This is a genomic window from Arthrobacter sp. B6 (genome assembly GCF_001663775.1).
In the GTDB taxonomy this organism is placed as follows: domain Bacteria; phylum Actinomycetota; class Actinomycetes; order Actinomycetales; family Micrococcaceae; genus Arthrobacter.
On the sequence record NZ_KV467168.1, the window covers coordinates 2777821 to 2791548 of the forward strand.

Annotated in this window: 16 protein-coding genes and 1 riboswitch; of the genes, 6 read left to right on the forward strand and 10 right to left on the reverse strand. The window is 65.8% G+C overall.

All coding sequences use genetic code 11. The annotated features are described in order from the left end of the window. Positions 1 to 41 precede the first annotated feature (41 nt). Positions 42 to 899, reverse strand: a complete 858-nt coding sequence (locus tag AU175_RS12265) for a hypothetical protein (RefSeq protein WP_066289184.1) — start codon at positions 897 to 899, stop codon at positions 42 to 44. A gap of 181 nt (positions 900 to 1080) precedes the next feature. On the opposite strand from AU175_RS12265, the gene AU175_RS12270 reads away from it, so the two are divergent. Both AU175_RS12270 and AU175_RS12275 read left to right on the forward strand, forming a co-directional pair. Next, positions 1081 to 2604 (forward strand): UDP-N-acetylglucosamine 1-carboxyvinyltransferase, encoded by a 1524-nt coding sequence (locus AU175_RS12270; protein ID WP_066289186.1) that lies wholly within the window; start codon positions 1081 to 1083, stop codon positions 2602 to 2604. Positions 2605 to 2770: 166 nt separating this feature from the next. Next, positions 2771 to 4000 (forward strand): glutamate--cysteine ligase 2, encoded by a 1230-nt coding sequence (locus tag AU175_RS12275; RefSeq protein WP_066289187.1) that lies wholly within the window; start codon positions 2771 to 2773, stop codon positions 3998 to 4000. Between the two features lie 139 nt (positions 4001 to 4139). Here the strand turns inward: AU175_RS12275 and AU175_RS12280 are convergent, their stop codons facing one another. Continuing rightward, positions 4140 to 4793, reverse strand: coding sequence for a hypothetical protein (locus AU175_RS12280; protein ID WP_231938540.1), 654 nt, complete (start codon positions 4791 to 4793; stop codon positions 4140 to 4142). Positions 4794 to 4939: 146 nt separating this feature from the next. Then, the gene (locus AU175_RS12285; RefSeq protein WP_066289188.1) at positions 4940 to 5563 is read right to left on the reverse strand and encodes a LysE/ArgO family amino acid transporter; all 624 of its coding nucleotides are present in this window, start codon (positions 5561 to 5563) and stop codon (positions 4940 to 4942) included. 69 nt (positions 5564 to 5632) lie between these two features. On the opposite strand from AU175_RS12285, the gene AU175_RS12290 reads away from it, so the two are divergent. Continuing rightward, entirely contained in the window at positions 5633 to 6535 is a 903-nt protein-coding gene (locus tag AU175_RS12290) for a LysR family transcriptional regulator ArgP (protein ID WP_066289191.1), read from the forward strand. Between the two features lie 66 nt (positions 6536 to 6601). Beyond that, positions 6602 to 6907: a DUF1905 domain-containing protein gene (locus AU175_RS12295; RefSeq protein WP_066289194.1), complete on the forward strand. Its 306-nt coding sequence runs from the start codon at positions 6602 to 6604 to the stop codon at positions 6905 to 6907. Positions 6908 to 6987: 80 nt separating this feature from the next. Here AU175_RS12295 and AU175_RS12300 read toward each other — a convergent pair whose 3' ends face one another. From AU175_RS12300 to AU175_RS12310, 3 genes are read right to left on the reverse strand one after another with little or no spacing between them, the layout of a single operon-like run. Continuing rightward, positions 6988 to 8196, reverse strand: coding sequence for an O-succinylhomoserine sulfhydrylase (locus tag AU175_RS12300; RefSeq protein WP_066289196.1), 1209 nt, complete (start codon positions 8194 to 8196; stop codon positions 6988 to 6990). Then, entirely contained in the window at positions 8197 to 8607 is a 411-nt protein-coding gene (locus AU175_RS12305; RefSeq protein ID WP_066289198.1) for a rhodanese-like domain-containing protein, read from the reverse strand. Then, on the reverse strand, positions 8604 to 8882 hold the full coding sequence (locus tag AU175_RS12310; RefSeq protein ID WP_066289200.1) for a DUF1737 domain-containing protein: 279 nt from the start codon (positions 8880 to 8882) through the stop codon (positions 8604 to 8606). Before AU175_RS12310 ends, AU175_RS12305 begins: the two co-directional genes overlap by 4 nt. A 13-nt stretch (positions 8883 to 8895) precedes the next feature. Continuing rightward, a riboswitch (SAM riboswitch) is annotated at positions 8896 to 9011 on the reverse strand. A gap of 106 nt (positions 9012 to 9117) precedes the next feature. Here AU175_RS12310 and AU175_RS12315 point away from each other — a divergent pair. Further along, a complete protein-coding gene (locus AU175_RS12315) occupies positions 9118 to 9612 on the forward strand; it encodes a hypothetical protein (RefSeq protein WP_231938541.1) in 495 nt (164 codons plus the stop codon). 31 nt (positions 9613 to 9643) lie between these two features. On the opposite strand, the gene AU175_RS12320 is transcribed toward AU175_RS12315, so the two are convergent. The 3 genes from AU175_RS12320 to AU175_RS12330 form a co-directional block, all read right to left on the reverse strand. Beyond that, a complete protein-coding gene (locus AU175_RS12320; protein WP_066289201.1) occupies positions 9644 to 10870 on the reverse strand; it encodes an acetyl-CoA C-acyltransferase in 1227 nt (408 codons plus the stop codon). A gap of 168 nt (positions 10871 to 11038) precedes the next feature. Beyond that, positions 11039 to 11764, reverse strand: coding sequence for a carbonic anhydrase family protein (locus AU175_RS12325; protein WP_082979131.1), 726 nt, complete (start codon positions 11762 to 11764; stop codon positions 11039 to 11041). A 124-nt stretch (positions 11765 to 11888) separates the two neighbouring features. Beyond that, positions 11889 to 12143 (reverse strand): hypothetical protein, encoded by a 255-nt coding sequence (locus AU175_RS12330; protein WP_066289206.1) that lies wholly within the window; start codon positions 12141 to 12143, stop codon positions 11889 to 11891. Positions 12144 to 12430: 287 nt separating this feature from the next. Between AU175_RS12330 and AU175_RS12335 the strand changes: the two genes are divergently transcribed. Then, complete coding sequence (locus tag AU175_RS12335) at positions 12431 to 13138, forward strand: TetR/AcrR family transcriptional regulator C-terminal domain-containing protein (protein ID WP_066289207.1); 708 nt, start codon at positions 12431 to 12433, stop codon at positions 13136 to 13138. A 38-nt stretch (positions 13139 to 13176) separates the two neighbouring features. On the opposite strand, the gene AU175_RS12340 is transcribed toward AU175_RS12335, so the two are convergent. Then, positions 13177 to 13641: a pyridoxamine 5'-phosphate oxidase family protein gene (locus AU175_RS12340; protein WP_066291029.1), complete on the reverse strand. Its 465-nt coding sequence runs from the start codon at positions 13639 to 13641 to the stop codon at positions 13177 to 13179. Positions 13642 to 13728 lie beyond the last annotated feature (87 nt).

Genomic DNA, 13728 nt, shown 5'->3' on the forward strand with positions numbered 1-13728 from the left:
ATTTGTAAGGCACCCGTCAGGAGTGGTTTAGGCGTGGCCGCTCAAATGCAGGAGTAGTTGTAGTCGAATCCCCGGTATACGAACTGGGTCAGCATGACCGTGCCGCCGGCCGTGAGCGGGGCATGGGAGCATTTGGCTTCGGCTCCGGTTGCGGTAAGGGCGCCCGCCAGCCAGCTGGGCAGGGTGTAGAGACTGCTGGAGCTGTTGACCGTGCCCACGATCTGTCGCCACTGGTACCCGCTGGAGTAGATGCCAACGTCGGCGCCGATGCTGTGGAAGAAATCGGTCATGCCCTCAAGGACTGCGCGGTTCCGGTTCCTGTCGCCGGACCACGAGTTGCCGGTTTCAACGTCGAGCCACCACAGGTAGTCCGAGGGGTTGCCGACGCCGCGGATGTAGGCGTCGTCGTAGGCCTTGGCGTAGCCGTACATGTAGGAGCAGGCTTCGGTAACCTCCGGAACACCGATGCTGTTTTCCCGACAATCGCCGTGCGGATTGTGGACCGGCTTTCCGGCTGGGTAGTCATTGCTGGTGGGCCACCACGAGCCCGCCAGGCCGGGGTTGGCAGTATTGACGTAGAGGGCGACCGTTGGCTGGCCGGTGGGGTTTTCTGCGCCATCCCCGTTCGGGTCGATGGCGTTGGCCCACTTCAGCTGCTCGTTGAGGCACGGGTTGGTGGTGTTGGCCCGGCCGTTGTTGACGCCGATAATGGCGAAGGCCGCGCCCTTGGGGAGTGCCTTGTTGCATTGCGGCCAGGAGACATCGTTGCCCAGCAGCGACTGGGCGCCTTCGCCTGGGGACGGCGCAGCGGCGGCCGGCGGCGCGAACACCAGGGCGAGGATCACCAGCCACAGTGCACAGGCTGCGGCGAGCGCCGTACCAGTCGCGGCTCTGCGCATGGGAACCTCCGTAATAGCCCGGACGGGCCGGTCTTTTCAGTCTCCTCCGCGCCGAGCACGGGGGTCAAGGATATTGCCGCATTCCTGCGCAGCTATCGCATGAAACGGGTATTGCGCGGGGCTCGGGGCGTTGCATGGGCGAAAAGGTCGAGCAATAGCTCATTTGTGATATATTTTTGGTATGACTCAGGAAACTGCCGAACATGTTGCCGCAACGCTCCGGGATGCCCGCAGCCAGAAGGGCTGGACCCAGGGTCAGCTGGCCGCGGCGCTGGGAACCAGTCAGAGTGCTGTGGCCCGCATGGAGCAGGGGAAACAAAACCTGAGCCTGAAAATGATCCAGCGGCTGGAGGCAATTTTCGGCCTGAGCATCGTCAAAGTGGGCACTTCCCAGATGACCCATCTCCGGGTCGAGGGCGGCCGCACGCTGTCCGGGGCGGTGGATGTGAACAGCAGCAAAAACGCCGGCGTCGCTCTGCTCTGCGCCAGCCTCATTAACCGCGGCACCACCGTCCTGCGCCGGCTCGCACGGATCGAGGAAGTCAACCGGATCGTGGAGGTGCTGAGCAGCATCGGCGTCGAATGCACCTGGCTCAACGACACGGACCTCCAACTCCGCCGCCCGGCTGCCCTGGACCTGGCCGCCATGGATGTGGACGCGGCACGCCGTACACGCAGCGTCATCATGCTGCTCGGCCCGCTCCTGGACGAGACCGAGGAATACCGCCTCCCGTACGCAGGCGGCTGCGATCTTGGCACCCGCACCGTGGAGCCGCACATGCAGGCGCTGCGCCAGTTCGGACTTTCGGTGGAAGCCACAGCAGGCTTCTACGCCGTCCAGGCCCCGGGAGAGGACACTCTAGACCGCTCCTTTGTTCTGACAGAGCGCGGCGATACCGTCACCGAAAACGCCATTATGGCAGCTGCACACCGTCGCGGGACAACCATCATCCGCAACGCCAGTCCCAACTACATGGTCCAGGACCTCTGCTTCTACCTGGAGATGCTGGGTGTGACCATTGAGGGCGTGGGAACCACCACCCTGAAGATCACCGGGCAGCCGCTCATCGACGTCGACATTGAGTATTTCCCGTCCGAAGACCCCATTGAGGCGATGAGCCTGATCACGGCCGGCATCGTCACGAACTCGGAGGTGACCATCCGCCGCGTTCCCATCGAGTTCATGGAAATTGAGCTGGCGACGCTGGAGCAGATGGGCCAGCAGCTGGAGGTTTCCGCAGAGTACATGGCGCGCAACGGCCGCACCCGGCTGGTGGATGTCACTACCAAGCCGTCCGAGCTGCGCGCGCCGGAGGACAAGATCCACCCGATGCCGTTCCCCGGCCTGAACATCGACAACCTGCCCTTCTTCGCGGTGATAGCGGCCAACGCCGAGGGCCAGACCATGATCCACGACTGGGTGTACGAGAACCGGGCCATTTACCTCACGGAGCTGAACCGGCTGGGCGCCCAGGTGCAGCTGCTGGACCCGCACCGGATCTACGTCACGGGGCCCACCAAGTGGCGCGCAGCGGAAGTGGGCTGCCCGCCGGCTCTCCGCCCGGCTGCCTGCCTGCTGCTGGCAATGCTCGCGGCGCGCGGGATCTCCGAGCTGAGGAACATCTATGTCATCGAGCGCGGCTATGAGGACCTCGCCGAACGGCTGAATGCCATCGGTGCGAAGATCGAATACTTCCAGGACTAGCCGGCCCCAGGACTGGCGCGAACGTACACTTGTGGCCCTCAACTTGGCGCGAACGTACAGATAATGACCTCTCGGCTTGGTTTTGGGGGCCTTATCTGTACGTTCGCGCGTCGTCATGATCGGCGGCAACCGGCCAACCCGGCGGTCATTGAAGCACAATATAGGCATGCGAACATTCGGCGTCGAGGAAGAGCTCCTGATCGTTGATCCGCAAACAGGGGCGCCGCTTGCGCTGGCGGACGCCCTGCTCTCCGGCCGGCGGCTGGCGGCGGACGACGCACCGGGCGACCCGCATGCGCTCGAGACCGAAGACAAGACCGCTTACGACGACGCCGAGATGGGCTTGAGTGCCGAGCTTAAGCTTGAGCAGATCGAGACCCAGACCCGGCCGTGCCTGGAGAACTCGGAGCTGCTCAAACAGATCAGGGCCGGGCGGCTGCTTGCCGACCAGGCAGCACGCAAAAACGGCGCCCGGGTAGCCGCACTGGCCACTTCTCCGCTCGGGTCCACCACCCACACCACTCCGGACCCGCGATACGCGCGGATGCTGGAGCGGTATGGCCTGACTGCGCAGGAGCAGCTGACGTGTGGTTTCCACGTCCATACCTACATCGAGTCGCCGGACGAAGGCGTGGCCGTGCTCGACAGAATCCGGGACAAGCTGGCGGTCCTGACCGCCCTGAGTGCCAATTCGCCGTTCTGGAACGGGATTCCCACGGGATTTGAGAGTTACCGCACGCAGGCCTGGAACCGCTGGCCCACGGCCGGCCCGTCCGGTATCTACGGCACGTACTCGGCGTACCGGCGCGTGGTAACCCGCCTGCTGGACAGCGGCGTGATGCTGGATGAGGGCATGCTTTACTTCGACGCCCGGCTGTCGCGGAACCACCCCACCGTGGAGGTCCGGGTGGCCGACGTCTGCCTTCGGGCAGAGGATGCAGCCCTGATCGCGGTGCTGGTGCGTGCGATGGTGGAATCGGCCAGCAGGGAATGGCGCGACGGCGTCGACCCCGCGCCGGTGCCCACTGTCCTGCTTCGGATGGCCGCCTGGCAGGCGAGCAGCAGCGGGTTGAGTGGCGAACTGCTGGATTTCGGGACCTTCCGGCCAGCTCCTGCCGTCGACGTGGTGCGTTCCCTGGTGGATTACCTGGCGCCGGTGCTCACCGAACAGAACGAGCTGTCCCTGGCCCGGCAGGGCGTTGAGGACATTATTGCCCGCGGAACAGGGGCGGCGGAGCAGCGTCGGGTTTGGGACTCGGTCATCGAAAAATCACCGCCCGACGACGGCGGGCTGGCGGCCGTAGTCGCCCACGCCGTCGCTGTCACGATGCGTGGAGCATCCGGCCTGACGAACGGGGACGAAGCCCCCGAACTGCTGAGGGTGCGTCAGTCCTAACTGCGTGCGCCGGGTTATGTGTGTCCGGACAGCGCGAACGTACAGTTGAGGCCCTGGGGCCTCATAAATTGAGGGCCTCAACTGTACGTTCGCGCCAAGGGGAGGGCCTTAACTGTACGTTCGCGCCAAGGGGAGGGCCTTAACTGTACGTTGGCGCAAAGGGGAGGGGGTCTGTAGCGTCTTCGACCGGGGTCACGGTTTCCTGGTAGCGCATCAGCTGGGCGCCTACAGCGGCCTCTACCAGGTAGAACACAAACGGCGGGATGTCCTTTGTTCCCGCCAGGATGAGGCCAAAGGCCGGGGCGCTCGCAGCCGCGGTGATGCCGGCCCAGGGTTTCAACGGCGAAAGCAGCAGCCCCGCGCCGAGTGCCGCCAATGCGCAGATGTGCAGGCCCGAGTAGGTCAGGAATGGCCAGTTGGGACCCCGCCGGTAGGCGAATTTCTCCACGTCCGATGCGCGGTCCGCAAGGGCAGCGACGAAAAGCGGTGCGCCCGCGACAAGGGCGGCTGCTGCCCCGGAGGCCAGGGTCTTGGCGGGGCCGGACCTGATGGCCTGGGCGAACCGGACGAAGCCGACGGGCACGGCCGCTGTGCCGGCCGCCGCCAGGAACTGCCCTGCAATCCACAATCCCCGGCTGCGCTGCAGCATCGCCAGCCTGGCCGCCGGGTCCTTCGTGGCGTGGACCATCCCCACAAAGGAAACCCCCACTCCCCAGCAGCAGCTCGCCGCGACGACAACGGCTCCTGCCCTTTGATAAGGCGTGTTGCTGTTCACTGCCTGCTTTTCATACATGGCTGGCTCCCGGTCCGGCGGATGCGTTGGCCCAGCAACATCGCGGTGGTGACCATGAAGCTACGCCGCAGTGCCGCCGCGGTCAACAGGCTGCGGGGCCAGCAGGCTCGGCGGCCGACGGCGGGAGCTGCGGTGGGTGCCGGCGGTCAGGCGCCGACTGCCAGGCGCACTCCCAAGGCGAGCATCACCACTGCGATGAGCCCGTCAAGGAGACGCCACGACGATGGCCGCGCGAAGAACGGACGCAGGATCCGCGCCCCGAACCCCAGCGCGCTGAACCATGCGGTGCTGGCAGCGATCGCGCCAGCCCCGAACCACCACCGCAGATCCTGGGTCTGCTGATTGGCCACCGATCCGAGCAGCAGCACGGTGTCCAAGTAAACGTGCGGGTTGAGCCAGGTCAGGGCCAGTACGGTGGAGATGGCTGCCCCGGCACTGAGGGCATTCTGCCGGCCGGATGTTGTCAGCGCGCCCGGGCGGATCGCCCGCCGGGCTGCCATGGCGGCATAGCCCACCAGGAAAGCGGCTCCGGCATACCGCGCCACGTGCACCACCGCCGGACTCGCCTCAAGGAGTGCCCCGATGCCCGCGATGCCCGCGGCAATGAGGAGTGCGTCGGAGACAGTGCAGACCAGAACGACGGCGGCCACATGCTCGCCCCGGATGCCCTGCCGCAGGACAAAGGCGTTCTGGCTGCCAATGGCCACTATGAGCGCCAGCCCAGTACCAAAGCCGAGCAGCGTGGGGCCAAGAAGTTCAATCAGATCCATACTGTCCAACGTAGGGCGGGGCCTATGATTACTCCAGCTAAACAATTTTACGCATCATAAGGAAAGCTAATGAGATCCTTCCAGTTTGAGCAGCTTCGCACCTACGCAGCAGTGGTCGATGAAGGAACCCTCGAGGCGGCGGCCCGGAGCCTGGTTGTCACGCCGTCGGCAGTCTCCCAGCGGCTGAAAGCAATGGAGGACGCGGCCGGACAGGTCCTGCTGCAGCGCACCAACCCCGTCCGGCCCACGCCCGCGGGGGAAGCCGTCCTGCGGTTCGCCCGGCAGGTCCGGCAACTCGAATGGGACGCCTTCCGGGAACTCGGCGACAGCAGGGACATACCGAGCACGCCCATTCCGGTGGTGGTGAACGCCGATTCGCTGTCTGCATGGTTCCTGCCGGCGCTGGCAAGTCTTCCGCCTGAGCTGGGCGCTTTCTTTGAACTCCACAGGGAGGATGAACAGCATTCCGCGCAGCTGCTGCGCACCGGGACGGTGATGGCCGCGGTGACCGCAACCCCCGAGCCGGTCCAGGGGTGCAGCGTGGAACCGCTGGGTGCGATGAGGTATCGCGCGGTGGCCAGCCCCGGCTACGTCCGTCGCTGGTGGCCGGATGGGCCGGACCTTACCGCGGGCAGCCTTGCACCGGTGGTGGATTTTGACCGCAAGGATGACCTTCAGGAGGGGTTTTTCCGCAAGCTCACCGGCGCCCCACTGAACGCACCGCGGCACTATGTGCCGTCGTCGGCCGAATTTGCGCAGGCCATCCGGCTGGGGCTGGGCTGGGGCGTGTTGCCGGAGCAGCAGTGCCTGGCCGACATCCAGGGCGGCGAACTCGTTGAGCTGGCGCCCGCCGAGCCTGTGGATGTGTCGCTGTACTGGCAACGGTGGAAGATCGACTCGCCGGTGCTCAACCGGCTCTCCGTCGCGGTCCGGGAGACGGCAGCCCGGCAGCTCCGCCAGCCAGGAACCTGACGCGGCCAGGCGCTTGCCGGCCACGACTGGGATGCGTGCGGCAAGGTGCCATGCCATACTCAGCCCGTGACGTCGTCGTATTTCTTCCGGGCCGAATTGTGGCACTACCCCGGAGAAGCGGGCTGGCATTTCCTTACCCTCCCGGCGGAAGTTGCCGACGACCTCCGCGAGGAAGCAGCAGCGGTCCGGAAGGGTTTTGGCTCGGTGAAGGTCACGGCGGAAATCTCCGGCCACACGTGGCAGACTTCGGTATTCCCTGACAGCAAAAGCGGCTCCTACCTGCTGCCCGTCAAGAAAGCCGTCAGGACTGCGGCCCGTATCAGTGCCGGGGACGAAGTGGTTGTCAGCCTCGTTCTACACGACGCCGCATAGCCCGACCTCCCTGCGCGAACGTACATTTGTGGCCCCAAGAAGCGCGAGAACTAAGGGCCACAAGTGTACGTTCGCGCGGGTCAGATCTGTTTGAGCGCCTGCTCCAGGTCGCCGATGAGGTCGTCGGCGTCCTCCAGGCCCACGGACAGCCGCACCACCCCGTCGCTGAGCCCGATGGCCGCGCGGCCTTCAGGGCCCATGGCGCGGTGCGTGGTGGTGGCCGGGTGGGTGATGAGGGACTTGGCGTCGCCCAGGTTGTTGGAGATGTCGATGATCCGCAGGGCGTCCAGCAGTGCAAAGGCGGCGTCCTTGCCGGAGCGTCCGCCGGCCGTCGCCAATTCCAAGGTGAGGACAGTGCCGCCGGCCTTCATCTGCTTGGCAGCGAGCTCGTACTGGGGATGGGATTTCAGCAGCGGGTACTTGACCCAGCTGACGGCGGGCTGCTGTTCGAGCCATTCGGCAAGCCGCAATGCGGTGGCGGAGGAGTGGTTCACGCGAAGTGCCATCGTCTCCAGGCCCTTGGTGAGTACCCAGGCGTTGAAGGGGGACAGTGACGGGCCGGTGTGCCGCATCAGCTGCTTGACCGGTCCGTCGATGAATTCCTTGGTGCCCAGGATTGCCCCGCCCATGACCCGGCCTTGGCCGTCGATGTGCTTGGTGCCGGAGTAGACAATGACGTCCGCGCCGAACTGGCCGCAGCGCTGCAGCAGTGGGGTGGCAAAGACGTTGTCGACGACGACGGTGGCGCCGGCGGCGTGCGCCAGCTCGCTGACCGCGGCGATGTCAACGATTTCCTGCATCGGGTTGGACGGCGATTCGAAGAACACCGCCGTGGTGGGCTCCGACAGGGCGGCACGCCACTGCTCCAGGTCCGGTCCGTCGACGAATACAGTTTCCACGCCCCAGCGCGGCAGGATCTCGTTCAGGATCACAAAGCAGGAGCCGAACAGGGACCGGGCTGCCACCACGCGGTCGCCGGCGGCCAGTAGGGCACCGAGGGCGGTGAACACAGCGGACATGCCCGACGCCGTCGCGAAGCACGCCTCGGTGCCTTCAAGCAGGCGGAGCCGTTCCTGGAACGTGGCAACGGACGGGTTGCCGTACCGCGAGTAGACAAAGCGTTCGTCCTCGCCCGTGAAGGCGCGTTCGGCGGCGGCGGCGGACTCGTAGACGAATCCGGAGTTCAGGAACACTGGCTCGGTTGTCTCCTGGAAGTTGGTGCGGTCCAGCCCGCCGCGGACGGCCTGGGTGTTCGGGCTCCATCCGGCGGCATCTTCGTTGAAGGTCACTTAGTTCTTTCCCAGGTTGGTTGGCAGGCCGCGGTTCTTCCAGCCGTTGACGGTGCGCTCGCCGTAGCGGTCCGGCTCCCCTTCGAAGCCCTCCAGGACGTTGTAGGAGGTGAACCCGGCCTGCGTCGCGGCGACGGCGGCGGAGATGGAGCGCTGGCCTGAGCGGCAGATGAACAGCAGTTCGGTGCCGCTGTCCTCCGGCGCCTGCCGCGTCAGGTCGGTAATGAAGTCCGGGTTGGGAATGCCGCCGGGGAAGGTCCACTGGATGAACAGGGGATCGTTATCCGTGGCCTTGGTGTCCGGGATGCCGATGTGTGCCCATTCACCTTCGGTGCGGACATCCACCAGGATGGCGCCCTGCTCCAGTTTGGTCCAGGCCTCCTGCGGGGTGAGGTCTCCGGCGTAGCTCATGCGTGGCCCTCGCCGGCAAACTCGAGGTCCTCGCCGGGGAATTCAAGCTCGTCCACAGCGCTGGCCACGGCGGCGTCGGCGGAGGCTATGGCGGCGGGAAGGACCAGGGCCTGCGCCACAATGGCATTGCTGCCGTTAAAGGTGACGGCGGGGCTTCCGTGCAACACGTAGCCCTCGGCCAGGGCCGTGGAAATCCGTTCGCAGAAAGTGCGGTCATCCGGCCCAGTGATGAGGCGGTAGGACAGTTTTTCTTCAGGGGCAGGTGCGTCAGACACGACGGATCTCCTTCTCTCACGCTTGCAACTCGAATGGGTCGATATGCCGAGTATTCACCTGAGGCACCCCGCCGCGAAAGGGAGGGTTGCCGACCGGCCAGTCAGGGCTTGGCGCCGGTTCTCAAGACTCCCCAAAAACGTAGCACTTGGCCCGCCCGGCCGCACCGCCGCTGTCGTCATGTTCCGTAACCAACACGTGCTTCCACCCCCGGTAGCCGGACGGCACAATCGATGTATGGGGAAATCTGGGCGGGGTCCGGGTGCGTGTTTGAGGGCAGTCGCGGCTTTCGTCGCCGTGGCAGCGGTGGCCTTCGGACTGGGCGGTTGCCGGGACGTATTCGCGCCGCCGCCGTGCATGCCGCCCGCGTACACCGTGACGCCGTCCAAAGCCAAGCCCGGCGACGCCGTCACGGTCAGCGCGCCCGACACCACCTGCGGTGCCCGCTATGGCGAGGGTGCGCAGATCCAGGTGAGGCTCAGGGACGCGATGGGAACCACCGTGCTGGAGGAGCTCGCTCCCATGACCGACGACGGCGGCTTCACCTTTGTGTTCACCGTGCCGCCGGCCACGGGTCCCGGAAAGGCCGCCGTGGTGGCGTATCCGTACAACCTGGATTGGTGCGACGACACCGGGGTCAACAACAGGGCCGCCGGGCCCCGGACCCTTGTCCTGGTTTCGTGTGCCGAGCCCATGGTGCCGCTGGTGGTACTGGACGCTGCCGGCGGGTGAGCGGGCTAATGCCCGGACGGGCTACGGGGCCTTAGGCCCTGAGGATCAGGGCTTCGCCCTGGCCGCCGCCGCCGCACAGGGCAACAACGCCCGTGCCGCCGCCGCGCCGTTTCAGCGCCAGGGCCTGGTGCAGCACCAGCCTCGCCCCGGAGGCGCCCACCGGGTGGCCCAGTGCGATGGCACCGCCGTCGGCATTAATCTTCTCCGCTGAGATCCCCAGATCCTGGGCGGACTGGATGATCACCGAGGCGAACGCCTCATTGATCTCCACGAGGTCCAGGTCCTCCACGGAAATCCCTTCAGCGTGAAGGGCCTTTTCGATGGCACGGGACGGCTGGGAATGCAGCGAACCGTCGGGCCCGGCCGTCTGGCCGTGGCTGCAGATCTCGGCAACCCAACTGAGCCCTGCCCGCTCGGCGGCGGCCTTGCTGGCCACCACGACGGCGGCCGCGCCGTCTGAGAGGGGAGACGCGGAGCCTGCCGTGATGGTGGCTGACTCAGCCGTGGAGAAGGCGGGCTTGAGCGCCGCGAGGGCCTCCGCCGTCGTACCCGGCCTGATCCCCTCATCTGAATCGACGGTGACGGCGGGGCCGCGGCGCTGCGGTATCTCAAGGGGAGCGATCTCCCCTGCCAGCAGCCCCGCGTCCCGCGCGGCTTCAGCCCGCTGGTGGGAGCGGGCGGCAACCTTGTCCTGTTCCTGGCGGCTGATGCCCCGCTCCGCGTTGCCCGCGTCGGTGGCCGCACCCATGAGAACCCCGGAGACGGGATCCTGGAGGCCGTCGTAATTCAGCGCGTCCACCAGGGGCGCATCGCCGATGGCCACGCCGGAACGCAGGCGCTGCAGCAGGTGAGGGGCGTTGGTCATGGATTCCTGGCCTGCGGCAACGATGAAATCCGCCTCGCCGGCGCGGATCATCCGCGCTGCGTCGATCACGGCGGTCAGCCCGGAGAGGCAGAGCTTGTTGATGGTGACAGTGGGGACATCCCAGCCGATTCCTGCCGCCAGGCTGGCCTGGCGCGCCGGTCCCTGGCCCGCCCCCGCCTGGATGACCTGGCCCACGATCACGGCCTGGACTTGCCCGGGCGATACACCGGAGCGTTCCAGCGCATGGCGGATTGCATGGGCGCCCAGGTCACTGCTGGAGACGGACGCGAGGCTGCCGCGGAAGCGGCCGAAGGGGGTGCGTGCACCCCCGAGGATGACGGCGGTGCGGTCGCCGTTGGCGGGGGAACTGTTGGCTGAGGCGTCGTTGCCCATAATGTTGCCTTTCGGTAGTGCAGTCCGGCACTGCATCTGCCCTACGAGTCTCAGATTACCTGAGGCGGGTCCAAATCAGGAGCCATCCCACGGGTACGCCAGCGGGGCGGAAGTCCCCTGTTCCCGCCCCCTGCGGACACTTTCTTGCATTTTTTGGACAACCGGGAACTACTGGTCAACCACACTGACAGTACGGCCGTTGGATGCCTGGATGGGGCGGTCGTTCCCGTCGTGGACTGCCGTGAGCGCGTCAAGCTGTGCCTGACCCAGCTCAATAGGCGCTTCCAGGACGAGCCACTGCACATTCTCCGAGCAGGGTGGGGTGGTGAGGCTGCCGCTGTAAGCGAAGTGGTCCAGGGAGCCGGGGATCAGTGCGCCAAGATCCACGACGCCGGCCGGAGCCGTGGAGCCCACGCTGGGGGCGGCGGCCGCGTCCACAAAGGCCGCCCAGTCGGCGTTGTCCCGGCCCTCGACGGCGAGCACTCCCAGCACGGCCAGCCGGCCGTCGTCGGACTGGTGGACGACATGGAATTCGGCCTCAAACCGTTTCCCGTCCATGGTGTGCTCCGACGGTGCGTGGAAGTGGAGTTGCCTGAACGTCCAGGGCCGCCCGTTGAGCAGCATCACCTGCGGAGCGACTGAGTGCAACTCAGAGGTGTGGCCGTTGTTGACAAGTTCCGCCTCCGACGGCCCGAACTTCAGCTCGATGACCAGGGCCTGGTCTCCGGCAGTCGTTCTGCTGACGCTTTGCCCGCGCGCATCCCGTGGCCAGGGCGAGGAAGCCCAGCCCCGCGCCCAGCATGAGTTTTTTTCTGGAGAATTCCGGCGTGCCCTGCATAGTTGCCCCTCGTGATTCCGTGACGAGGGACCCCGTGCTCGGAGGTCCCAGGGAATTGGCCTAACGGCCGAAGGGCGGTGCGCCTGTCACATGACCCGCTTTGACGACGTTGACGGCCTGCCTCCGCCGGGTTGGAGTGAGTGGCGGGGCGGTACGTGCAGGAGGGTTTCTCCACCTGGCTTAGACCAAGCCGGGGTAACTGGTCAGGATATAGTCGGCTGCTGCCGGGCCTTTCATGCGCAGGCCGTTGTGGTCCGGGTCGATCCTCCGGGCCATGGCGGTCCAGAAGGCGGTTTCCGCGCGCGGCGCCTCCTGGTTGAGGAAGCACCAGCTCGTGTACAGCCCGTACAGGGGGTCGCGTGCCAGGGTGACATCGGGTGCGCCGTCACAAATAGTGGCTTCTTGAAGGAATTTGTCGAACTGCGAATGTGCCATGAGTGGCTTCTCTCTTCGCCAGGTGCAATGGTGCCGCCGTTCGGCTACAGCAGCGCGAACCTCACCGCCGTGCACGCGGGCATTGAGGGTCTTTCGTGCGCCAGGACGGATGCCCGTACTGGCTAAGAGTTGATCGGCTGGTCTGTCCGGCCGGCGACTCGGTCCCTTGTCTGAAACCCGTGTCAACACCTGCTCTACGATGTAGACTTTACGCGTAGACTACGGATTAGGCAAGCGTCTTTATTTTCCTTCCCCAGCTGACGCTTCAACGCACAGGACGGAATTCAATGCCCTCCCCCAAGAGTCCAGAGAACGAAACGGCGAGTCCCAAGCCGCGGCTGAGCAGGGACTTGGTGCTGTCCTCGGCGTTGGAACTTGTGGATGCCGAAGGCCTCGAAGCGCTCACTATGCGCCGGCTGGGCCAGGAGCTTGACCGTGACCCGATGAGCCTCTACCGCTACGCGGAGAACCGTGCCGCCCTGCTGGACGGCGTTTCGGAGATGGTGCTCAACGAGCTCGCCATCTTCCCGGCCGATCCGGACTGGAAGGCCCAGCTGCGCCGCATTGCCCATGACCTGCGGCTCCTGGCGCTCCGGCACCCCAACGTTGTGCCGTTGCTCGTGACAAGGCCACTGTCAACGCCCTTGGGTCTGCGGCCCCTTGGTACAGTGCGGCCGCTGGAGCAGATCCTGGCCCTCTTGATAGACGCGGGCTTTGCCCCGGCGGACGCCTTGCACATGTACCGGGCGTACTACGGCTTCCTTTATGGCCACATCCTCAACGAACTCCAGGAGTTCATCGTGGACCCGGAGGAGAACGAAGCCCTCCTGCGACTGGGGCTGCACCGCCTGCCTGCGAAGGACTTTCCCCGGCTCCGGGCGCTGGCGCCCGTATTGGCCGACTACGACGGCGAGGCGGAACTCGACCAGGGGATCAGCATCCTGCTGTCCGGGCTGGAGACACACCTTCGCCAGGCGGCCACCGCTCCGTCCTGACGGCTTGGAGAGTCGAAAAGCTCGCCGGAAGCGGCACCCTATTCGAATGAAGCGCGACGGCGGTCGGACAACCTGGTCTTCCAGACATCCGGCGTATTGACCTTGAAGCGCCGGCCGGTCAGGGCACGCGGGGTGAGCCGGACGTAGTGGTTCTTGGTTCCGGGATGCCAAGGCTCCAGGTTGAGGTTGTCTGCGGCGGATTTTTCTTCCGGCTCCTCAATGACTTCAATGTCGCCACGGGCCACCACGCTCCACGCAGTTTCGGTATGCGCCTCATAGCCGTCAATCTCCAGCGCTGCCGGCTTTTCGATCAGTGCAGCCCAAAGTTTGGTCACTCCCGCGGTTCGGAACACGAGGCTCCGGCGGTCCAGGACAAAATTCACCGGGAAGATCTCCGGATGGTCGTCCACGATGACGGCGATCCGCCCCAGCGTTTCGTCAGCCAGCAGCTCCCAGCACTCGTCGAAGGTCAGTTTGTCGTCAGGCAGGTCAGTGGAGTTCATGGACCACACCTTACGGCCCTCCGCGGCGTGCCAAAAGGGGATTGGCCTTGGCGCCGATTTCCTGGAGCGCTTCGAATCCGGGCCGGG